The sequence below is a fragment of the Flavobacterium sp. GW823-FHT06G12 genome (assembly GCF_058794775.1).
In genome coordinates this window covers 715,885-738,651 of sequence record NZ_JBXAHE010000001.1, presented here as the reverse complement: position 1 = coordinate 738,651, position 22,767 = coordinate 715,885, and the positions used below count along the sequence as shown (strand labels likewise).

At 36.0% G+C, this 22,767-nt stretch carries 19 protein-coding genes; 11 read left to right on the top strand and 8 right to left on the bottom strand.

Annotated elements, in window-relative coordinates:
• Positions 1 to 81 precede the first annotated feature (81 nt).
• From AC1Q5Z_RS03225 to AC1Q5Z_RS03210, 4 genes are all read right to left on the bottom strand, one after another.
• Entirely contained in the window at positions 82 to 480 is a 399-nt protein-coding gene (locus tag AC1Q5Z_RS03225) for an STAS domain-containing protein (RefSeq protein WP_144338689.1), read from the bottom strand.
• A gap of 18 nt (positions 481 to 498) precedes the next feature.
• Complete coding sequence (locus tag AC1Q5Z_RS03220) at positions 499 to 1,326, bottom strand: STAS domain-containing protein (RefSeq protein ID WP_492443802.1); 828 nt, start codon at positions 1,324 to 1,326, stop codon at positions 499 to 501.
• Between the two features lie 128 nt (positions 1,327 to 1,454).
• A complete protein-coding gene (locus AC1Q5Z_RS03215) occupies positions 1,455 to 2,111 on the bottom strand; it encodes a DUF6766 family protein (RefSeq protein WP_492443801.1) in 657 nt (218 codons plus the stop codon).
• A 23-nt stretch (positions 2,112 to 2,134) separates the two neighbouring features.
• Positions 2,135 to 2,320 (bottom strand): hypothetical protein, encoded by a 186-nt coding sequence (locus AC1Q5Z_RS03210; RefSeq protein WP_492443800.1) that lies wholly within the window; start codon positions 2,318 to 2,320, stop codon positions 2,135 to 2,137.
• Positions 2,321 to 2,627: 307 nt separating this feature from the next.
• Here AC1Q5Z_RS03210 and AC1Q5Z_RS03205 point away from each other — a divergent pair, with 307 nt between their 5' ends.
• Both AC1Q5Z_RS03205 and AC1Q5Z_RS03200 read left to right on the top strand, forming a co-directional pair.
• Entirely contained in the window at positions 2,628 to 4,769 is a 2,142-nt protein-coding gene (locus AC1Q5Z_RS03205) for a catalase (RefSeq protein ID WP_492443799.1), read from the top strand.
• A 16-nt stretch (positions 4,770 to 4,785) separates the two neighbouring features.
• On the top strand, positions 4,786 to 5,355 hold the full coding sequence (locus AC1Q5Z_RS03200) for a YciE/YciF ferroxidase family protein (protein ID WP_492443798.1): 570 nt from the start codon (positions 4,786 to 4,788) through the stop codon (positions 5,353 to 5,355).
• 393 nt (positions 5,356 to 5,748) lie between these two features.
• Here AC1Q5Z_RS03200 and AC1Q5Z_RS03195 read toward each other — a convergent pair whose 3' ends face one another.
• Positions 5,749 to 6,549 (bottom strand): DUF2490 domain-containing protein, encoded by an 801-nt coding sequence (locus tag AC1Q5Z_RS03195; protein ID WP_492443797.1) that lies wholly within the window; start codon positions 6,547 to 6,549, stop codon positions 5,749 to 5,751.
• Between the two features lie 647 nt (positions 6,550 to 7,196).
• On the opposite strand from AC1Q5Z_RS03195, the gene AC1Q5Z_RS03190 reads away from it, so the two are divergent.
• The 3 genes from AC1Q5Z_RS03190 to AC1Q5Z_RS03180 all read left to right on the top strand — a co-directional run bounded on the left by AC1Q5Z_RS03190 (position 7,197) and on the right by AC1Q5Z_RS03180 (position 11,028).
• A complete protein-coding gene (locus tag AC1Q5Z_RS03190; RefSeq protein WP_492443796.1) occupies positions 7,197 to 8,252 on the top strand; it encodes an HAD family hydrolase in 1,056 nt (351 codons plus the stop codon).
• A gap of 19 nt (positions 8,253 to 8,271) precedes the next feature.
• Positions 8,272 to 9,129 (top strand): hypothetical protein, encoded by an 858-nt coding sequence (locus tag AC1Q5Z_RS03185; RefSeq protein ID WP_492443795.1) that lies wholly within the window; start codon positions 8,272 to 8,274, stop codon positions 9,127 to 9,129.
• Between the two features lie 279 nt (positions 9,130 to 9,408).
• Complete coding sequence (locus AC1Q5Z_RS03180) at positions 9,409 to 11,028, top strand: arylsulfatase (RefSeq protein ID WP_492443794.1); 1,620 nt, start codon at positions 9,409 to 9,411, stop codon at positions 11,026 to 11,028.
• 1,600 nt (positions 11,029 to 12,628) lie between these two features.
• Here the strand turns inward: AC1Q5Z_RS03180 and AC1Q5Z_RS03175 are convergent.
• On the bottom strand, positions 12,629 to 13,888 hold the full coding sequence (locus AC1Q5Z_RS03175; protein ID WP_492443793.1) for a tyrosine-type recombinase/integrase: 1,260 nt from the start codon (positions 13,886 to 13,888) through the stop codon (positions 12,629 to 12,631).
• A gap of 639 nt (positions 13,889 to 14,527) precedes the next feature.
• Entirely contained in the window at positions 14,528 to 16,411 is a 1,884-nt protein-coding gene (gene dnaK, locus AC1Q5Z_RS03170) for a molecular chaperone DnaK (protein WP_492443792.1), read from the bottom strand.
• Between the two features lie 265 nt (positions 16,412 to 16,676).
• Between dnaK and AC1Q5Z_RS03165 the strand changes: the two genes are divergently transcribed.
• From AC1Q5Z_RS03165 to AC1Q5Z_RS03140, 6 genes are all read left to right on the top strand, one after another.
• The gene (locus tag AC1Q5Z_RS03165; protein ID WP_492443791.1) at positions 16,677 to 18,161 is read left to right on the top strand and encodes a TlpA family protein disulfide reductase; all 1,485 of its coding nucleotides are present in this window, start codon (positions 16,677 to 16,679) and stop codon (positions 18,159 to 18,161) included.
• An 8-nt stretch (positions 18,162 to 18,169) separates the two neighbouring features.
• Positions 18,170 to 19,471, top strand: coding sequence for a Na+/H+ antiporter (locus tag AC1Q5Z_RS03160; protein ID WP_198856158.1), 1,302 nt, complete (start codon positions 18,170 to 18,172; stop codon positions 19,469 to 19,471).
• Between the two features lie 14 nt (positions 19,472 to 19,485).
• A complete protein-coding gene (locus AC1Q5Z_RS03155; RefSeq protein WP_198856159.1) occupies positions 19,486 to 19,953 on the top strand; it encodes a hypothetical protein in 468 nt (155 codons plus the stop codon).
• 82 nt (positions 19,954 to 20,035) lie between these two features.
• Entirely contained in the window at positions 20,036 to 20,497 is a 462-nt protein-coding gene (locus AC1Q5Z_RS03150; protein WP_492443790.1) for an SRPBCC family protein, read from the top strand.
• A 60-nt stretch (positions 20,498 to 20,557) separates the two neighbouring features.
• Positions 20,558 to 21,343, top strand: a complete 786-nt coding sequence (locus AC1Q5Z_RS03145; protein WP_343589868.1) for a TlpA family protein disulfide reductase — start codon at positions 20,558 to 20,560, stop codon at positions 21,341 to 21,343.
• A gap of 124 nt (positions 21,344 to 21,467) precedes the next feature.
• Positions 21,468 to 21,905 carry an acyl-CoA thioesterase gene (locus AC1Q5Z_RS03140; protein ID WP_198856162.1) on the top strand — a complete coding sequence of 146 codons (438 nt, stop codon included), beginning with the start codon at positions 21,468 to 21,470 and terminating at the stop codon, positions 21,903 to 21,905.
• An 87-nt stretch (positions 21,906 to 21,992) separates the two neighbouring features.
• Here AC1Q5Z_RS03140 and AC1Q5Z_RS03135 read toward each other — a convergent pair whose 3' ends face one another.
• Entirely contained in the window at positions 21,993 to 22,685 is a 693-nt protein-coding gene (locus tag AC1Q5Z_RS03135) for a hypothetical protein (protein ID WP_492443789.1), read from the bottom strand.
• Between the last annotated feature and the right edge of the window lie 82 nt (positions 22,686 to 22,767).

Sequence of the window (22,767 nt, the reverse complement as noted above, 5' to 3'; positions counted from 1 at the left end):
ATTCCAATTTTTACGCCGTACTCCTTTACACGGTTGCGTAATGGAACTACATCCTGCTCCTTTACTATAAGCAGTTCTTCTTTATTGGTTGCTGTCGTCATACGTCTGCTCCTCGTTATCGCCATTGTACATTTTCGCGCGAAGCAAATCCATGCCCTTCTCAACATTTAAGGCACTAATAACACCGTTTAAAGATAATCCAAGTTCAACCAGTGTAATAGCAACCGCAGGCTGCATGCCAACCACTACAGTCTGTGCATCCATAATTTTTGACATAACGGCAATATTTCCTAAAATCCTTCCCATAAAGGAATCGATAATGGAAACGGCAGATATGTCAATCAAAACGCCTTTTGAATTATTCTTATTTATAGTATTTATTAAATCAGATTCAAGATTTTCAGCTAATTGGTCATACAGATCGACCTGTATGGTAACCAGCAGAAAATCCCCCATCTTGAGTATTGGAATTCTTTCCATGTCAGTAATCTTAATTCGTTATTTTCTTTTCACAACCGTAAGCTGCAGCATGTCAAAGGCTGTCTGAAGAGCGCTTGCCAATGACGCCTTGGTAATAATTCCAGTAAGATCTATGCCTAAATGCACCACAGTCTGTGCAATTTCAGGGCGGATGCCGCTGATAATGCACTCTGCACCCATTAATCTGGTTGCACTCACCGTTTTTATAAGATGCTGCGCCACAAGTGAGTCTACTGCCGGCACGCCTGAAATATCAAGTATGGCGATAGAACTTCCCGTGTCTACAATCTGCTGTAAAAGATTTTCCATTACCACCTGTGTTCTGGAGCTGTCAAGGGTTCCAATAATAGGAAGTGCCACAACACCATCCCACACACGGATAACCGGAGTCGAAATCTCGCTGATCTCGTCAATCTGTCTTGAAATGACATCTTCACGTCCTTTCATATACGATTCAAAAGTTAAGATAGTCATATTATCCACCACTGTGCTTAATTCTAAATTTGCATTGTATAATGCTGCAGGATCAGACTCTATTTCAGAAAGAATTTTTGAAGCTGCCTCTTTAAAAGCAATAAGGTACTGGGCATTTTCACGGGGAGAAAAACCACGCCTTCCTCTCGAACTTGAAATTCCGATTAACAGATCATGAACCTTTTCAAATTCATCTGAATCACTATTTCCATTTGAATGCTGCAGGGCATCCAGTAAAAGGGCTGCGAACTCCTTTGATTCTTCTTCTTCTGTTGCTCCATCAGTAGAACCGTTTGCTTGTAAAAGCTGAGACCATATGGTCAATAATTTATTTTGGTGCTCTTTCAAGCTTGCCAGGAGATTGTTCTGCATTTGCTGTGATATTTTGATATTCATGTAAATGTAGACAATTAATGTTAGCAAAACTCTAGAAATTCAGAAAATACTTGTAAAAAAAATATCTACATTCTCTAATTTATAATCAAAATTTAGTAGTACAGTTATTCTCCTGTCTGCATATGAGGAGCATCCACAGGTTTAGACTGCGAAGAACCAATCTGTCTCAGATAAATGGAAAAAATCACTATAGCAAATACAGAAAGAAATTCGCTCTGCCAGTTCTGGAAAGACTCAAACCAAAACCGGGAATCTCCGATATATGCTGAAGCAGTTTCAAGAGGCAGACCTTTTAATGCCAGCTGTTCATTTTCATCTTTTAAACTTCCATAAAAATGTGCGGCCATTGAAAGAAAAAACAATAAAAACATGGCAATACTTAGAGAATGCTTGTACACAGCTAATATCCAGCCTCCTTTTTTAACAGGCCATGGAACATTTTTTCTCTTAGCTGTTGGTTCTCTGTCAACTTCTTCTTGTTTATCTAAATCTTTAGATTCTGAAGACCCTTTCTGCTGCAGGAAAATTGTCAGCACCACCAGCAATGCCATCTGCAGAAATTCACTTTCCCAATTTTCAAATGTAGATTCTATAAAATGCCCTGTTGAGAAATACGAAAATAGATTGATCTGAGCTGCGCCGTCTTCTAAAAGATCTTTATTGTGCTCTGCAAATCCAAATAAAATCTGTCCTGCAAAAGAGCCAGCAAACAATAATAAAAAACAAATTGAAAGCCCGTTATTGCGTAAAAAATTTTTCATGATTTTAGGTATAAAATTGCATACTACTTTTTTTCTCCTTCATCTTCCGCAGGCAGTAACTGAGATTCCATAAATTTTCCTTTTACAATTGTTCCTGCTTCATCCTCCCATTCTGTCACCACATTCTCTATCAAGTGTGGCTCAAAACCAATAACTTTCATTACTTGTAAGCCAAATTCCTGCTGCACCTTTTCTCCTTTTTTAAACATAAAATTTAATTTTAAAAATAACATTATTGATATTGAATTCGAAATTAAAGATATAGAAGCTTTACTGGAATACTTTATATTATTGTTATACTTTATTATATTATTACACTTTTCAAAAACAAAAATAAACAATTGTATATCAACAACTTAAAATCATTAATTCTGTAACATGAGATTGTAATTCTATAACTGGATCTATTATAGTAGAGGTAAATTTGATAGCCTGAAAAAATGATTTACAGTTTATTAGAGCTGAATTTCTACACTTCTTTTCAGGTTCTATTTTTAACTAATAACACTACCTTATATGAAAAATTTTCAGGATGAAAAGCAGCGAGATCTGCTGATCAACAAATCAGACGGCACGAATAAGTTTCTGACCACCGATCAGGGTGTTAAGATTAACGACGACAATAATTCCCTCAAAGCAGGCCAAAGGGGGCCTTCCTTACTGGAAGATTTTATCCTGAGGGAAAAAATAACACATTTTGACCACGAAAGAATACCTGAAAGAATCGTACACGCGAGGGGATCTGGTGCACATGGCTTCTTTGAAGTTACTAATCCAATACCAGAACTAACCAAAGCAGGTTTCCTTCAGGAAAAAGGTCTTAAAACACCTGTATTTACAAGGTTTTCTACAGTTGCAGGGTCTCGAGGTTCTACAGATCTGGCACGTGATGTGCGCGGATTTTCGGTTAAATTTTACACGCAGGAAGGCATCTATGATCTTGTTGGAAATAATGTGCCTGTATTCTTTATTCAGGATGCATCAAAATTTCCTGACCTTATTCATGCGGTAAAACCCGAACCACATAATGAAATACCACAGGCCGCTTCTGCCCATGATACCTTCTGGGATTTTATATCACTGATGCCGGAATCCATGCACATGATAATGTGGGCAATGTCTGATCGTGCTATTCCGAGAAGCTATCGTATGATGGAAGGTTTCGGAGTTCATACTTTTAGATTAATCAATGAAGCAGGCGAATCTGTATTTGTGAAATTTCACTGGAAACCTAAATTAGGCACCCACGCAGTTGCCTGGGATGAAGCACAGAAGATTTCAGGAAAAAATCCTGACTTCCATAGGCAGGATCTTTGGGAAGCCATTGAATCAGGAAATTTTCCAGAATGGGACTTAGGTGTTCAGATCATTCCATCGGAAGACGAAAATAAATACGAATTTGATCTACTGGATCCTACCAAACTGGTACCCGAAGAACTGGTGCCTGTAACAATTGTGGGAAGAATGGTTTTGAACAAAAACCCTGATAACTTTTTTGCAGAAACAGAGCAAATAGCTTTTCATCCGGGACATGTAGTGCCAGGAATCGATTTCTCAAATGATCCTTTATTACAGGGACGTTTGTTTTCATATACAGACACACAGCTTTCCAGATTAGGAAGTCCTAATTTTCATGAAATCCCTATTAACCGCAGTGTAGCACCTGTACATAATAATCAGCGTGACGGACATATGCGCCAGGAAATTAATACTGGGCGTGTCAGCTATCATCCTAATTCTCTTGGAGGCGGCTGTCCGTATCAGGCAAAAATTGCAGAAGGAGGATTTGCTAGTTTTAATGAACGCATCGATGCACATAAAATAAGAGAAAGAAGTGAAAGTTTTAATGATCATTTCGGACAGGCAAAATTATTTTTCAATAGCCAGACATCTGCAGAAAAAAGCCATATTGTTAAAGCACTTCGTTTCGAACTGGGAAAAGTCGAAACCACAGCCATAAGACTTAGAATGCTGGGACTTTTATCACAAGTAGATCGAGATCTTGCTGAAAAAGTAGCCATTGGACTTGGAGCGACAGTTCCTCCTGTATTGGAAACACCTCTTAATCACGGTGTATCTCCTGAAAATGAAAACGGAAAACAGGAATCGACCACAGTCGAGCAGTCTGTAAAATCATCTGATGCATTAAGCATGCTGAAAAACCCAGCTAATTCACCAACAATTGCCTCGAGAAAAGTCGCTATTATCTGTGCTGACGGAGTTTCTGAAGCTGCAGTGTCTAACATGAAAAAAGCATTACTGCAGGAAGATGCGAAAGGCTGTATTGTAGCACCACATCTCGGAGCTGTAATTTCGGATACTGACGGAGAAATTCACGCAGATTTCAGCTTTCTTACAGCATCATCGGTATTGTTTGATGCTGTTTATATACCAGACGGACTCGGCTTGAGTATTTTGGCGGAAAGCGAAGAAGTAAATGAATTTTTAAATGATGCTTATAAACACTGCAAAGTAATTGGAGCCGATGGAAGGGCTGTTTCTTTATTAAGTGCTGCAAATTTTGCTTCTAAAATCACAAATGATGATCAGGGTCTTATTGTTACGAAAGAAGCTGCAAGTGAAAAATTTACAAAAGACTTTATACAAGCAATGGGAAAACACAGATTTTGGGATCGTGAACAAAACCTATACAATTAAAACTAAATTAATAACTATGAAAAATTCAGAAAAACCTAATAATACAAAAACTGCAGACAAAACTCCTAAAACTGGAATTGTACAACCTGCAGCCGATGCTGCCACAGAATTAAAGGCTTTATTTGTTGACAGCCTTAAAGATATCTATTGGGCAGAAAATGCCTTGGTCGGCGCACTGCCAAAAATGCAGAACAATGCTACAGATGCAGCGCTTGCTTCGGCTATAAAAGAACATCATGCCGTAACACAAAATCAGGTCAAAAGACTTGAAAAAGTTTTTGAACTGCTTGGTGAAAAAGCAGAAGGAAAAAAATGCGAAGCGATGGCAGGATTACTTAAAGAAGGAGACAGTATTTTGGAAGAAACACAGCCTGGAGCAGTTCGTGATGCAGGAATTATTGCAGCTTCACAAAAAATCGAGCATTATGAAATTGCAACTTATGGAACGCTTGTAGCATTTGCTAAAACGCTGGGAGAAAACGATGCCGCAAAATTACTGACACAGACACTTGCTGAGGAAAAAGAAGCGGACTGTTTGTTAAATGATGTTGCATTAAATACTGTGAACATTGTTGCTGCGGAATAATTTTTTAATTGTTAAATGATAAACAAAAATCTGCACTAGCTGCAGATTTTTTATTGAGTGTTATCTTTTTGCGACTAAAAGTTAAGATTGCAGCCTGCAGAAATCAATCATTATAAATTTTGACATTAAATGGAATCGCTTTACTACTTTAAAAATTTACAAAAATGTTAATCGGGATTTTTAAAAGCTAAATGAATTAAGAATCCAGTATTCCTAATACAAAAAAGTACTATTGTTTATTAACACGTTAGTATTTTTTATTTTTGTGAATGATTTAATATTGAAATAACAAAATTGGATTTGGTTTAGAATCGTGGCACATGGTAGATTTAGTTCTAAAAAACTAGCCATTGATTAGAAATGATGGAGATACATTCGCATATTATGAAATAATTACCCGCCGCCTCCACTTGGAGCACCATCATCCACTGCAGTTGTTTTGCGCTTAAATGGTTTTACTGCCTTTGATAAAAGATTATTGAACGTAACATTCAGCTGCAGGGCATTATAAACCTTATCAGCACTGGAACGTGGCAGGTATTCATTGGCATACGAAACTTCAAATTGGAAATCCTTTGTTGCCTTGTAGCCTAATCCCAAAGTAAATCTGTTTCTATCAAAAAAATCGTCGCCGCTTATTTCACTTTCCGTCTTGAAATATATCTCTTCAGATAAAAAGGCATATATGGATTTTTCTTCAATCTTCGCCTTATTGATTGGGTAAACCGCCCGCCCCTGGAATCTGAAGCGCTCCACCGCTTCAAAAATGCCTGATTCATTTTGAATATTCCGGTCTTCAAACCTTGCCCTTAAATTTACACTCAATCGGTACTGTTTTAACAAATTATATGTTACCTGCAGAGCAAATCTAAACTCAGGAGCTTTATTTTGGTTCAATTCAGGCACATTGACATTGTAATAGTAAGCATAAAAAAAAGAAAGTTTCCAGCGATCAGCAGGATAATAGTGTATCCAGGCTCTTGCACTGAACTGGGTGAATCCATAAAAAATAGTATTATGTCCCGGGACACCGCTTGAATTGAGACCCGCATCAAGTTCAGCCACCCACTTCTCGCTTATATCCTGTGTAAAAGCATATTCATTCCAAAACTGCTGAAGTTTCTCAGTCTGTCCAAAAGCGGGAAAGCAGATAACCAGCATTATTGCTAAAGTCAATTTTAAATAATCACCCATATCTCAACAACTTGATTATATAAATTTTAAAGCAGCTTCACCAGAAGCATAATTCATTTAAGAGGCAAAATATGTGAACTTTCAAATCATTAATTCTCTCTTGCAAATTCAATAGCTTATTTTTTAAACAGCAGTGCAAATGCACAAAAAATCAAACTCGGAAATCACTTGTAATGCATGATTATTCAAGTATAAAAAAGGGCCGTCTGTTTTACCAACTTATTAACACCCTGCTTTTCAATGGCCTAGAGCATTTTTTATATAAAAATATTGAATATATGATCTGCTAATAAATAATTATAAAATAATTCTTCCTTTAGTTCAAATTATTTGGTTACAAATCCTAATTATTGGTTGCAGATTGTAATCTGCAACCAAATTCAAGAAAAAATTATGACTTTTTTCCTATAGTATATTTAATTTTCAAATTGCATCCAGCCATTTACTGTTTGTATAGCTTTTCAAAACACACGCATTTGCTTTCTATAAAAAAATGCTTTATCACATTAAGCTCTACAAAAACAATTGCCCTTCATATTTTTTTCACTCGTTAAGCAACGGGTTATTTAACAAAGTATTCGTCAAATCTTATTTTTTTTTTATAATAAAGCATTGTCAAAGAATATTAATTACTTAAACCATACAAGATGAAAAAGACTAAAAAATCAGCGAGCGCTAAAATAATAGCTTTAGCTATTTTCTTTCTACTCAGTACAGGCTGTAAAAAAGAAGCTGCAAAAGATGAAACTTCTGCAGAAGAAACAAAAGAGTCGGCAACTTCAAATGAAGATCCGCTTGCTTCATGGAATGATACCAAAGTCAAAAAGGATATTATTGCTTATGTCAAAGATGTCACAAACTCAGAAAGCGCCAATTTTATTCCCGTGAAAGACCGTATCGCAACTTTTGACAATGACGGGACATTATGGTCAGAACAGCCTTTTTACTTTCAGCTTTTTTTCGCTCTTGATCAGGTAAAAGCACTAGCCCCAAAACATCCGGAATGGAAAAACAAACAGCCTTTTAAGGCCGTATTGGAAAACAATATGGGTGAGCTGATGAAACAGGGCAAAGCAGGCCTTCTACAGATAGTTGCTGTAAGCCATGCAGGAATGAGCACAGATGAGTTTGAATCCAATGTTGCCGGCTGGATCAATACAGCCAAACATCCCACAAAAAAGAAATTGTATAAAGAACTCATTTATCAGCCCATGTTGGAGCTTGTAAAATACCTCCAGGCAAACCAGTTTAAGGTATTCATCGTCTCAGGCGGAGGAATCGACTTCATGCGCGCATGGGCAGAAGACGTTTATGGAATTCCAAAAGATCAGATTGTGGGAAGCACGCTGCAGGCAAAATATGACTATAATAATGGAAAGCCCGTAATCATCAAGCTTCCTACGCTTGACTTCAATGATGATAAGGAAGGGAAACCGGTAGCCATCGAAAAATATATCGGGAAAAAACCTGTTTTCGCCGCTGGAAATTCTGATGGCGACCTTCAAATGCTCGAGTGGGCCGCTTCCAGCAAATATAAAAATTTCGAATTATACGTGCATCACACGGATTCCATCCGTGAATGGGCTTATGACAGAAAATCACATGTCGGCACTTTAGATAAAGGCCTTGATGAAGGAAAAGCCAAAAACTGGTCATTTGCAGATATGAAAACAGACTGGAAAGTTATTTTTCCGGGCAATTAGACAATCTTAAAACCATGCTATGAAATTACACCATACAATAAAAAGCAATACCAAATCATATAGGTCTCTAATCATAACCCTGTTTGCAGCTATCATCGGATGTGGTTCTCTGAACGCTCAGGAGAAACAGGAAACCCAAGAACCGGAAACAGGCGGAACTTCAGTAAAATTATCCCAGGAAGTGATGAATCCCACTACTCTGGCCTGGCAGCTGCAGCTGGAAGAGTTCGCGATCTTTAAAACTGAAGGCCAGGATGGGTTTGCACAGAACTTTCGCTTCAGGGGAATTATTCCCCTTAAAGAAGGGCTTCTAATCAAAGTACCGCAGCTCATCAGGGTGATCACCTTTTTAAATACGGCTCCGGATGGCAAAACTGGTTTGGGAGATTTGACTTTAAATCAGTTTTTTCTCCTGAGCAAGAAAGACTGGGGACAGTTTGGCGCCGGGTGGAATATCCAGATTCCAACAAGGACTGATGATCAGCTGGGCTCTCCGCAATGGAGCCTGGGACCTGCCTTTACCATAACATTTACCGATTTGGGAAAATGGCAGATGTATTGGATATGGGAAAATTTCTTCTCAATATCCGGAAATGACAAGTACGGTTCATCAGCATATGCTGTTCTGCAGCCCAATGTTTTTTACACCTGGTCCAATGGTGTCTATGCAGGAATCGAACCCGAATGGCAGATCGATTACAAAACAGGAAAAGTGGCACTGCCGATGGACTTCAGGGTTGGCTACATATGGTCAGGCAAGCTGAAATACAATGCGTATGTTGAACCTGAAATTATGATGTACAGATCAGACGGCTATCCCCGAAATGCAAATAATTTCGGAGTAAGGCTTGGCTTTAGATGGTATCTGCCAATGTAAAAACAGGAAAAAGCTTCATTTTCTTTTGAGGCAAATGAAATGTTTTTTTGACATGGAATATCCTATTAGCCCCAATTTGGAATACAGCTCACAATTTTCTTGGATCTAGCGGAAAAATCATGTTGCAGATTATAACCTGCAACATGATCAAGCATAAAAAACTGTTTTAAAGGGTTTTAAATAAATAAATTTGAAAATAAGGCACCTTTATTTTTTACCAGCCTTTAAAACTGTCAATAATTATTACAAGGTTTTAATATTAATTTAAACAGTTCATCTATGAAGACGAAATTATTAAACAAAAAGCTGCACATTTTTAAATTTCTGGCCTTGCTCTGTCTGGCTCTGAGTAGTGTAATTGGGTACTCCCAAAAAAGTCCCAATATTATTATTTTATTATCGGATGACACCGGATGGGGAGATTTAGGCCCTTATGGCGGTGGTGAAGGCCGCGGTGCTGCAACACCAAATATAGACAGGATGGCAAATGAAGGGATGCAGTTCTGGTCCTTCTATGGACAGCCAAGCTGTACACCTGGACGAGCAGCCTTAATAACCGGAAGAATTCCAAACCGCAGCGGTATGACAACAGTTGCGTTTCCTGGAGATGGTGGTGGTCTTCCTAAAGCGGAATGGACATTAGCATCTCTTTTAAAACGAAAAAACTATAATACCTTTTTTGCCGGCAAATGGCATCTTGGCGAAGAAGATTATTCCATGCCTATCGCTCAGGGATTTGATGTGATGAAAAACGTAACATTGTATCACTTGAACGCCTACACGTACACAGATCCGGATTGGAATGCTGACATGCCGGATGATATTAGAGCAACATGGGTCAAAGGAACCAAAGGCGCTTTAGAGGGAGAAGCTGGAAAACCATACAGGGAAGTTAGAAAAATAGACGGAAAAGTGATCCCGTTTTTGGATCAGTATACAGAAGAGGAATCTATAAAGTGGCTTAAGGAAAATGGTAAAAAAGATAAGCCATTCTTTATGGAAATCTCTTTTGCAAAAAATCACCAGCCTAACCTGCCTCATCCTGACTATGTAGGGAAATCAGCCGGTAAAAACAAATACGCCGACTGTATTGTTGAATTGGATGCAAGAATTGGCCGTATTATGGATGAAGTCCGCAATATGGGAATTGCCGAAAACACTTTAATCATTTATACGGTTGATAATGGAACATGGCAGGATGTTTACCCAGATTGCGGCTACACGCCTTTTAGAGGAACAAAAGGAACAGATCGCGAAGGCGGCAGCCGTATTCCGACATTGGCATGGTGGCCCGGAAAAATCAAAGCGAATTCTAAAAATAATGATATTTTAGGAACTCTTGATTTTATGGCAACTTTTGCTGCTTTATCAGGACAGGAACTGCCAACTGTAGACAGAGAAGGAAAACCAACAATTTTTGACAGTTATGACATGTCTCCGGTTTTATTCGGCACAGGTAAATCTAAAAGGGATATGTGGTTCTATTTTACAGAAGACGAATTATTGCCGGGAGCCATCAGAGTCGGAAAATTCAAAGCAGTTTTTAATTTACGCGGAGATAACGGACAGGCAACAGGAGGTTTGGCGGTAGATTCTAATTTAGGATGGAAAGGTGGCTCCAGTTATGTTGCAACCGTACCGCAGATATTTGACTTATGGGCAGATCCGCAGGAGCGTTACGATTTATTCATGAACAACTTTACAGAGAAGACATGGTTCCTGCCGACTATTCAGAACATTATCGGGGAATTTGCTAAAACCTATGAAAAATACCCGCCTCATAAAGTGCAGAGCAACCTATATCCTGGTCCAATTACTATTGATAATTATCTGAAGCTTAAGGATGCACAGGAAAAATTAAAATCCATTTCGACTTCAAAAAGAAGCGGAGGCGGATGATTTAAAAACAACTAATTTACTGGATTGTAAATTATCTTTATGATATGAAATTAATATGGCAGCCATTAAATCGATGATTTAATGGCTGCTCTGTTTTTTCTAACTTAATAAGACAAAATCACTTACGATGCTTTTTTGGAGTTGATAACATTTTTTTGCGACTAAAAGCTTAGGTAGTGTTATTCTGAAACTGTAAAAAAACAAGGATATGATACATAAAATTTCTGATTGGAAGCTTACATTATGATTGCTAATTTTAAAAGCTTGATAAATACATGATTGCTTGGTCGGCGACCGATTTCCATCGCTCTGGGATTTTCACCCATACAGACCTTAATCCTCACTTGGCTGATAGAACACTGTTCTCAGCACTTCAGACTATTTTTTTACTTCTAGCCTTTCCAAGATTACCGGCAGTGTGACTGAAACTGCTTTTGTGAGCCTTGAAACCTTGCAGAAATGTCTCACATCTACTCGGGCATACCAGATATACTGGGAAATCTTTCAAACAACTTAAATGTTATGAAATTTATTAAAGACTTGACTTTTATTCTGGTGTTTCGTATCTTAGAGGTATATTCCTTCCCCTTCGGTTCAGAAGCAACAGTTATAATCAAACTTCTTCTTCATGCGCTTAAAGGCAGAAGTATCAACTTAAACATTCAACCCCTCAGACTATTCTGAGGGCAATTTCATTTCATCAAAATCCGTACCAAAACAAAGGATGTCAGTATTTTAAAAATTAACGGTTCACAAATATCAGTTTTTATTATTTTTGACTAATTAATATAATTTGATGCTTTCTTAGTTTTTTAAATTTTAATAAAAATATGTTAAGTGCAGAAGTAGGTATTAATACGAAAAATGAAAAATCGTTAAAGGATAAAAAGCATTCTAATGATTGCTTTTTTAATAGTATATCAATAATAAAAGTAAACATAAACAAACTTAAAACAATCAGTAAGGAATGGTATACTTTTAATTTTTTATATATTTGAAAATTATAAAATAATTAAAATCTCAGGTAGTACATATCTAGTACACTGCTGAAATGACATCAATACAAAGGCCTTTAAATACTGAATATAACGGAGTATATTCACATCTCTCTTTATCCGAAACCTGTGTTAAAAAATTCTGTATTATCACAATTCAGCCTTTGGTTGCAGTATCGGTGCAGTGCTGTCTCGTAGTTGATTTTTGACACAAAAAGCTAAGCAAAATTCAGTGATCTAATAAAGATATTATCAAATCAATAAATGGTGTATTTTGCCCCTCAACTTAATCTCTAATTTTTGTTAACACATATAATTTCCAACATATTTCCACACGAACAGAATTATATTACTGTATGTTAATATAGTAGTTTTGAATTATTTGTACAATAATAAAAGTGAACAATTGAATTTGGGTGTAGAATTGGTGCACTAAATTAAAATCTATACTTAAAACTGTGTATAGAAGCTATTTTGAAGAAGAAGTTCCAATCTTTGAATGATCATCATCTTTTTGTAGCAGCACCAGTCTTCCGATTATGCCGACAAAACGCAGACTAAAAAAACAGACAAGTAAACTGCAATATATTCGAAGTACTTTATTTTCATTTTGGCATGTTTTTTAAAGATTCCAATTGTATTGCCTGCGAAGCTTTGTTTTTCTTCTCATCGACTACTTTTGCATAGATTTCAGTAGTTTTTACATCGGTGTGCCCTAGCATTTTACTGACCGTATAAATGTCTGTACCGCTCGACAGCTGCAATGTTGCAAATGTATGGCGGAAGCAATGGAAGGTAATATTTTTTTTAATACCTGCAGATTCAACCCATTTTTTTAGAGGACGTGAAATCCATGATATGTCTATCAAATCCTCAAAAACAAGCTGCCGGGGAAGCCTCGGTTCTCCGCAGAGCTGAAGAGCCTGCTCAGAAATTGGCATATATTCGACACCCTTTGTCTTTTTCTGCGTGAAATGAAGTCTGGCAATACCCTCTTCCAAACTTATCTCTTTCCAACGGAGCTTCTGAATGTCGGAATGTCTCAGTCCTGTAAGCGCTGAGAAAAGTGCCGCTCTTTTAAGGACACCTTTTTCACATGCTGTTGATGCCAGTACATTCAATTCTTCAATAGTCAGATATTCACGTCTTGATTCCTGCTCCGGGATGCCTTTTATTTTTGAAGATAAATCAACCGTTAAATATCCATCAATAAAAGCCTGTTTCAAAGTTGCTTTGAATATTGAAAAATAGGCTCCCGCAGTGTTGCTGGAAATGGTTCCTTTTCTCTTTCCTTCTAGTGGAGCAGTTAATAAAAAAAGTTTAAAATCTTGTGCCATTCTGTAGTCAATCTGAGAAAATATAAGACTGTTTCCTGAATAGCTTTTTAAAAATTCTTTGGTCCGCTTCCAATTGATCTGTACAGATTTTGAACTTCGAGCGTGTCTTTTAGCCGACAAAGCTGCAATGTATTTAATAAAATCCTCCTGCCCTTTTTCTTTCTGTTCAACTAATATATTCTCAGCATCACTGTAGAGATCTCTATTATCATATTCTTTCTGCCGAACTTTACGAATTCCGTCGGCATACAGCATTATTTCACGATCGCTATCGCTTCTGCACATTATTATTCCGTTATCGTTGCGCTTTGGTTTGTAGGATTTTGTTCCCTCTGCATCCGTTCGGGCGGTTCTTTTTTTGTCCCACTCCACTGTTGTTACCGATCTGTTTATATATTCGCGGATTCTTTGGGGAGTTTTCTTTCCGTAAACCTCAACAGGATAGCTTTCTATATAAACATACCATTCATTTTTGTTTTCTGCTTTTCGAAGACGCACAGTTGCCTTGGTTTTCAGTAATTGTTTCATACAAAATCATTTCTGTTATACAAGTTATCAATTTCCATTGGAGCATTTACATACTTTCCGCTATGTCTGGTTGGTATTGAATATTTCCGGATATAGCTGTAGACAGAACCTTCAGATATTTGAAATCTCTCAGCTATTTCGCTAATGGAATAGCAGTCTTCTTTTTCAAGTCTGTATATTTTTTTCTTCAATGTATTTTCAGATTCCGGCAGGCTGTGGAAAATGGCAAGCAACTCGGCAATGATTTTCCGATCAATCCCTAGAAGGTAGGTTCCCAGATTAACTGACGAAATTTTTCCCTCGCAGATAAGCCGATAAAGAGTCCTCTTATAACACCAAAAAATTACTGCATTTAGTCGACCAGTATACAGAAGCGCGCTTTTGGGGCAACAATTCCTCCCCACAGAAAGACATTCTTTATTTTTCTCTTTTCATCGCCTATTTCCCTTTATTAAGGTACAATAAGTATGCATAAGAGACACTTTGTCTCCATTTAAGTGCCGGTGCAAATGTGGTACAAATATATGATGAAAAACGATTAAAAAAGAGCAGAAACAATAAAAAAGAAAAAGAAAAAACCGCTGTAAACATTAAGTTTACAGCGGTTTAGTACTTATTATTAATTGAAGTTAATCAATACTATCGAACCTCTTCGAATTCAACGTCTTCAACGTTATCTCCAGAAGACTGCTCTTGTTGTGGAGCAGCTTGTTGTCCTTCACCACCTTGAGCGTACATTGCTTCTGTAGCTGTTTTCCAAGCTGCATTTACATTGTCTAATCCTTTTTGGATTGCATCAAGATCTTGAGATTGGTGAGCCATTCTCAATTCAGTTAAAGCATATTCAATAGCTGTTTTTTGATCATCTGTCAATTTATCTCCTAACTCTTTCAATTGAGATTCAGTTTGGAAAATAGTACTGTCAGCTTCGTTCAATTTCTCAGCTCTTTCTTTTGCAATTCTGTCAGCATCAGCGTTAGCTTCAGCATCTTTTTTCATTTTTTCGATTTCTTCAGCTGTTAATCCAGAAGAAGCTTCGATACGGATATCGTGAGATTTTCCAGTTCCTTTATCAGTTGCAGAAACTTTGATGATACCATTAGCATCGATATCGAAAGTTACTTCGATTTGAGGAACTCCTCTTGGTGCTGGTGGAATACCATCTAAGTGGAAACGACCGATAGTTTTGTTATCAGCAGCCATTGCTCTTTCTCCTTGTAATACGTGGATTTCAACAGATGGTTGAGAATCAGCAGCAGTAGAGAATACTTGAGATTTTTTAGTTGGGATAGTTGTGTTAGACTCGATTAATTTAGTCAATACACCACCCATAGTTTCGATACCTAAAGAAAGAGGTGTTACGTCAAGTAACAATACATCTTTTACATCTCCAGATAAAACTCCACCTTGAATAGCAGCTCCAATAGCAACAACCTCATCAGGGTTAACACCTTTAGATGCTTTTTTACCGAAGAATTTTTCAACTTCGTCAGCGATTCTTGGCATACGAGTAGAACCTCCTACAAGGATTACTTCGTCGATATCAGATGTAGATAAACCTGCATCTTTTAATGCTTTAGCAACTGGCTCCATAGAACGTTTTACTAAAGAATCAGATAATTGCTCAAATTTAGCTCTTGTTAATTTTTTAACTAAGTGTTTTGGTCCAGAAGCAGTAGCAGTTACGTATGGTAAGTTGATTTCTGTTTCAGCAGAAGATGATAATTCAATCTTAGCTTTCTCAGCAGCTTCTTTCAAACGCTGTAATGACATTGGATCTAAACGTAAATCAATACCTTCTTCAGTTTTGAATTCGTCAGCTAACCAGTCAATAATAACTTGGTCAAAATCATCACCACCTAAGTGAGTATCACCATTTGTAGATAATACTTCAAATACACCATCTCCTAATTCAAGAACAGAGATATCAAAAGTACCTCCACCTAAATCGTAAACAGCAATTTTTTGATCATTTCCTTTTTTATCTAATCCGTAAGCAAGTGCAGCAGCAGTTGGCTCGTTGATGATACGCATAACTTTAAGACCAGCAATCTCTCCAGCTTCTTTAGTAGCTTGACGTTGCGCATCGTTAAAGTAAGCAGGAACAGTAATAACTGCCTCAGTTACTGTTTGACCTAAATAGTCTTCAGCAGTTTTTTTCATTTTTTGAAGTGTCATTGCAGACAATTCTTGAGCAGTGTATAAACGACCGTCAATATCCACACGTGGAGTATTGTTGTCACCTTTTACTACTTTGTAAGGAACTCTTTTTGCTTCATTTTCAGTTTCAGCAAAAGTGTGTCCCATAAAACGTTTAATAGAAGCAATCGTTTTTGTAGGGTTAGTTACTGCTTGTCTTTTTGCAGGATCACCTACTTTAATTTCTCCACCTTCAACAAAAGCGATGATAGATGGTGTAGTTCTTTTTCCTTCTGCGTTAGGGATAACAACTGCTTCGTTACCTTCCATTACAGAAACACAAGAGTTCGTCGTACCTAAGTCAATTCCGATTATTTTACCCATTTTTTATATATTTAATTTTGATTTTATTTTAATAACTCAGGTGGCATAAGTCAATCTTTGTGCCAATATAAAAAACTAAATAAAATTGTCAGTTTTAGCGTCAGCCTCCTAAAATCTATCTGACAACATGACATTTTCGTTGCCTGACATGTATGGCATATCGTTGTTTTACATGTCATTATTTACTTATTAACCAAATTATACTTCTTAATTTCTTTCAAAAAATATATATTTGAGACATTTTAAAAATTCTTAAATTGAAAAAATGAAATGGTTCCCTTTAATCTTATTTCTTCTGTTTTCTGGATTGGCCATTTGCCAGACAAAAAACAGCATTCAAATCACAGGAAAAATCACAGGAAAAATTCCAGACATAATTGAATATACTTTACCAATTCACGGAATCGATTATTTCGGATTTACAGATTCTGCCCAAATCGATCCAAATGGCAATTTCCAAATTATTATCCCATTAGACAAAACTTCTTTTATTGATTTATCCAACAGTTACAAATCTTACGGAACTCTAATTGCAGAGCCAGGTATGGCTTATAAAGTCACCATTAATACTGAGAATTCTGAAAACAAATTTGCAGTAGAATCTCCAAACCAAAAAGGTCAGATGCTTTACAATCAAATTCCAAATCGAAGCATGATTGTAGGCGGACATTTTGAACTCGAAACAAAAAAATATCTGCAAGACAGTATTCCTTCAGAAATAGAACAAAAAATAGAGCAAAGCAAAGAAGCTGAAATGGCAGGATTTAAAAAGCTTCTTAAAGAAAAAGTAATTTCAAAAGATTTTTATCATCTCGTAGAAATAGACCGAGATTATTTTCATAAGGGAATACAAGGAAGTCTCGCTTTTATTAACTATTTGTTTGTGGCAGAAAACAAAAACAAACTTTCCAATGAACAATTTACTAAAATGTGGAAAGAAATTTTCCAATCAAATCCTGTTACAAATCCTGAGCTTTTAAGTTCACCATGGTTTTATTTTTATGTCGAAAATTTTCTTCGTTACAACGAATTAATTCTTGAAAAAACAGATACTAAAATATTAGCTGAATTTCATAAAAAAGGCCAGATTCATACACATAACATAGACAATGCAAAAAAATATTTGTCAGGACTTCAGTTAGAATATTACTTTGCCGCTTACATTTATTATGAAGCGATAAACAATAATTACGAAAAAGAATTAATTACTCTTTTTGATCTATTCAAAAAAGAATATCCTTCAAGTTCGTATACACCCTTTTTGGAACCCGTTATCATGCCAATTATTTCCTTTCAAAATAAACAGGCAGAACCATTAAATGAAAAAGTTAAATTCGTAAACAATGCTTCAAACCTTAACTCTGTAAATGATGTTATAAAAAGTCTAAACGGGAAACAATATTACATTGACATTTGGGCAACATGGTGTGGTCCTTGTAAAGCCGAATTTAAAGACAATGCGAAACTTTACCAATTGTTAAAATCAAAGAATATAACGATGGTTTATATCTCTATCGATAAAGAAAGTAGAGAAAAACAATGGAAAGAAATGATTCATTTTTATAATTTAGAAGGATATCACATTAGGGCAAATGAAAAATTAGACGCCAATTTAAGAAGCCTATATGGTAATCAGTCTATGGGAATTCCATGGCATTTTTTGACAAACGAAACCGGAGATATTATAAAGAAAAATATTAGCGGCCCATCTGAAATAGAAAATTTAGAAAAACAGCTAAACAACAATTAAATACCAGAATGGAAAACTACACCATCATCATTTTCATATTAGCCATTGTAATTGGTCTTTCTGCGTTTGCAGAAAAATCAAAACTTCCCTACCCGATTCTTCTTGTTATTGTCGGAGTTGGAATTGGTTTTATTCCAACAATGAATGAAATCGAAATTAATCCAGAAATTATTTTCTTGATTTTTCTTCCTCCATTGCTTTATGATGCTTCTTTTAATATTTCTCCTAAACATTTTAAAACAAATTTAAGCACAATCAGCACTTTAGCGATTCCGTTAGTATTTCTTACTACATTCTGGATTGCGGTTGTTTCTCATTACATGATTCCAGGCATGACATGGCCTTTATCTTTTGTACTTGGAGCTATTCTTTCTGCCACAGATGCTGTTGCGGCTGTAAATATTACAAAAGGTCTTGGCATACCCGAAAAAACACTTACAATATTAGAAGGCGAAAGTCTTATTAATGATGCTTCTGCTCTTGTTGCTTATCGCTTTGCAGTTGCAACCGCAATGGGTTCAGCATTCATTATCTGGAAAGCCGCTTTTCAGTTTGTTTTCTTGCTCGGAGGCGGTTTTTTGGTAGGTGTAGTAATGGGAAAAATATTAGGAATCATACTTAGAACAGTTAGAAACAACATTAATGTTGTTGTGAGTTTTATGCTTTTAATGCCTTTTCTCACCTATCTTGTTGCCGAGCATTTGCACGTTTCTGGGGTTATAGCAGTGGTTTTCTTAGGTTTGGCAATGGCGCGTTTAAGCAGTAAAGCTTTTCCTGACCACTTAAAAAACAGCTCCAAAAGTCTTTGGGATGTTATTATCTTTTTACTCAACGGATTAATTTTCATCTTAATCGGACTCAATTTTAGATATGTTCTAGAAGATATAGAGAATGATATGATTTTGCCTTACATTGGTTACGCTGTAGTTATTACAATCGTTGCACTATTAACCAGAATGACAAGGGTCTTTTTTCAGAAGAAAAATCTGCAGAAAGCCTTTCAAAGCAATAAAAAGGGAAAACGAAAAATTAGTGAGCATGCCCTACTCGATTTTGGCAACAGCCTAATTATAAGCTGGTCAGGAATGCGAGGCATTGTTTCTTTGGCAATTGCTATGGGACTTCCAAAATTTTTAGAAGATGGAACTCCGTTTCCACATCGCAATGCCATCATTTTTATTTCTATAGCGACGGTATTATTGACTCTGATTGGGCAAGGATTAACACTGCCATGGATTGTTAAAAAAATAAAACAAATAGAAGAGAAAAAACAACTAAACCAACAGACTCCCAAAACAAATAATAACTAACTAACCAAAAAAAGATGGAACAGGAATTAAAAGGCCAATTTGACGAATTTGAAAAACCAGAAATAATAAGACGTAAATTGCTCCCTTGGTGGATCAAAGTCTTTTGCTGGATTTTTATGCTTATGAGTGTAGGTGCAATAGCTTCGCTTATTACAAATCTCTTTGTTCCAAATGTAAATTTATCTCTTTACGGATTTTCTACCAATACTGCTTATTCAGGAATTGGACTTTTTATTATCGCAGTTATGCTTTTAAAAGGATTTGCTGCCTACTCGCTTTGGTTTGAAAAATCAAATGCCATTACGATTGCCAAAATAGATGCAATAGTTGGCATTGCAATATGTATTGCTTCATTATTCATTCTCCCTTTTAGCACTGCTGACGGTCATTTTTCTTTACGTTTAGAAATTTTGCTTCTAATTCCGTACTACTGGAAAATTAATAAAATAGAATATGAATGGGATAATCTTGAAACCATTTAAATCTTGAAAAAGTTGAATTATCATTTGATAAAATAAATGTAACTTTACTTATTTCACTGATATTCAATCAAAATCAAAAGAGATGACTTCAGATATTCTAACAACAACACCAAATTCAGAAATCGTAACCACACGAATTTTGAATTTTCCGCAAGAACTTGTTTTTAAAGCATGGAGTACACCAGAACATTTAAAAAATTGGTGGGGACCAAAAGGTTTTACCAATACGTTTCATGAATTTGATTTTCGCGAAGGCGGAATATGGAAATTTACCATGCATGGCCCTGAAAGAGGAAATTTTGAAAATGAATGCGAATTCATAAAAATAGATAAACCTAATCTTATTGCTTGGAAACGCCATTCGAAACCGCTTTTTCAGATCTTAACCACTTTTGAAACTCTTGCTGAAAATGAGACCAAAGTAGTTTTTAAAATGCTTTTTGAAACTGAGGCAGAATGCCAGAAACTAAAGCCTTATGTTGTCGATAAAAACGAAGAAAACTTTGATAAACTTGAAATTGAACTGTCTAAAATGAATTTATAAAAACATAATTCATTACATTTACCATAATCATCAATCATTAAACAATCAAAAATCAATCACATGAAAAAAACTATTTTCCTTGCGATACTATTCGCAACGCAACTTTTTTACGCTCAAAACAAAGTTGCTAAAAAACCTGAAACCGTTATTATCATCAACAACGAAATTGCTACAATGGATCAAGTGATCAAATATGGCAATGAAGGTTATGTAAAATCAATGAATAAAGGTGTTAGTGAAGAAGAACGAAATGCACTAGCAAAAAAGTTTGGCGATAAAATTGGCGATAGAGAATTTATAGTAGTCGTAGAAGTTTTTACCGAACAAGAAAAAATCGAAAACGATAAAAAAAATCAAACCGCCGTTGCCGAGCAAAAACCTCAAGTCAAACAAGAACAATTTATCTTAAACGTAAACGATCAAGCCAAAGACTTCACTCTAAAACTTGTAGACGGAAAAGAAGTAAAACTTTCTGATCTGAAAGGAAAAGTGGTGCTAGTAAATTTTTGGGCAACCTGGTGCGCACCGTGCTTACAAGAGTTTTATGATATTCCATCAAAAATTCTTGAACCATTTAAAAACGATAATTTTGTGTTTTTAGCAATCTCAAGCGGTGAAGCTGAAACTGCGGTGGCTAAAAAAGTAGTGAAGCTAAAGAATGACGGTCTAAATTTTAATTTCGGCGTCGATCCAAAGGAAGTGATATGGAATCAATATGCAATGAATGCAATTCCTAAAAACTTCTTAATCGATCAAAACGGAATTATAAAATATGTGGCCGTCGGAAATGCAGAAGGAAACTTAGACAAGATAGCGAGCGAAATCAAAAAACTGCTTTCTAAATAGATTATTCCACTAGAATATTTGTAATCTCAAAAACAAAAAAAAATTATGCACGCATAGTAATTTTATGTAATTCGTCTATTTTTTATTCGTAATTTCGAGTTTTTAATAAAATACAATATTCAAAATGGCTTCATTTATAAAAGAAATATCTTTTCGTTGGTCAGATCTTGATCCAAATTTTCACGTTCGACACAGCGCTTATTACGATTTTGGTGCCCAGCATCGTATCGAAATTCTAGAAGAATTGGGTTTAACTTTAAAAGTAATGCAAACACAGGGTTTTGGTCCTGTTTTATTTAGAGAAGAATGCATTTTTAGAAAAGAACTAAAACTTTCTGATAAAATATTCATTCATACTAAAACTTCAAAAATGAAAGCCGATGCTTCTCGCTGGTCAATCGTTCATGAATTTAGAAGAGAAGACGATACACTTTGCGCAACAATTACTGTAGATGGTGCTTGGATGGACACAAAGCTAAGAAAGCTAGCTTCTCCAACGCCAGAAATCGCAATTCAAGCTTTGAGTATCTTTCCAAAAAGTGATGATTTTGTCGGACTATAAACGAGAATATTCCATCTTATGAAAAAATCCCAGAAACAATTTTAGATCTTGTTTCTGGGATTTTTTTTTCAGCTAAAACTTTTCTGATTATTCAAACTTTAGCCCAAAGTTTACTCTTTCAAAAGTTGTACTGCAGGAAACTGCAAATCGACCGATATTTAAAGTTCCAAAAATGCCTCCTACCGAATGTCCAGAATAAAATCCTCCAGCAGAAAATCGGCGAACCTGATATTTTAAAGCAATATCATTTACTCTTGAACTCAGTTGTCCAAAAGCAATTACATTTGGAATAATTTCGTAGCTTCCAAAAACTTTAGGAACCAGTTTTTTGTAATAATCAAAACTTTCGTCAGTATCATAATCAATAATCGACGAATGCAAGTTTTCTAGATTTCCGCCAATATAAGTGTTTTCAGAAAAATGCCACGAGATACTAAAACCTGTAAAAGTTCCTTCGTAACCGCTTCTAGAATCTACATATCCAATACCTATTGTAGCTCTAAATTTATCGCAAATTTTTCCGATGTAACCAACATATGTACGGTCGATTTCTGACTTGTCAATTCCAGCGCCAAAAATGATATCGTCTTCACACATCGTAAGAGCATACTGAAAATAAGCTGAATATTGATCTTGATTTGCAGCAATGACACTCCGGCCTTTATCTAGATCTATATTTGCAGAAATTAAGGTTGAGTTTATAACGGCGAAATCAAAAGTATTGAGTTCTTGGGCAAATGTGGGGACTGCGAGCAGGAGCAAAAGTAGTGTCTTCTTCATAATACTATTTTTTAAGGCTTACAACATTCTGATACTAAATTACATACATTTTTCCTGTTAATAAAAGAACTCCCGTGAAGTG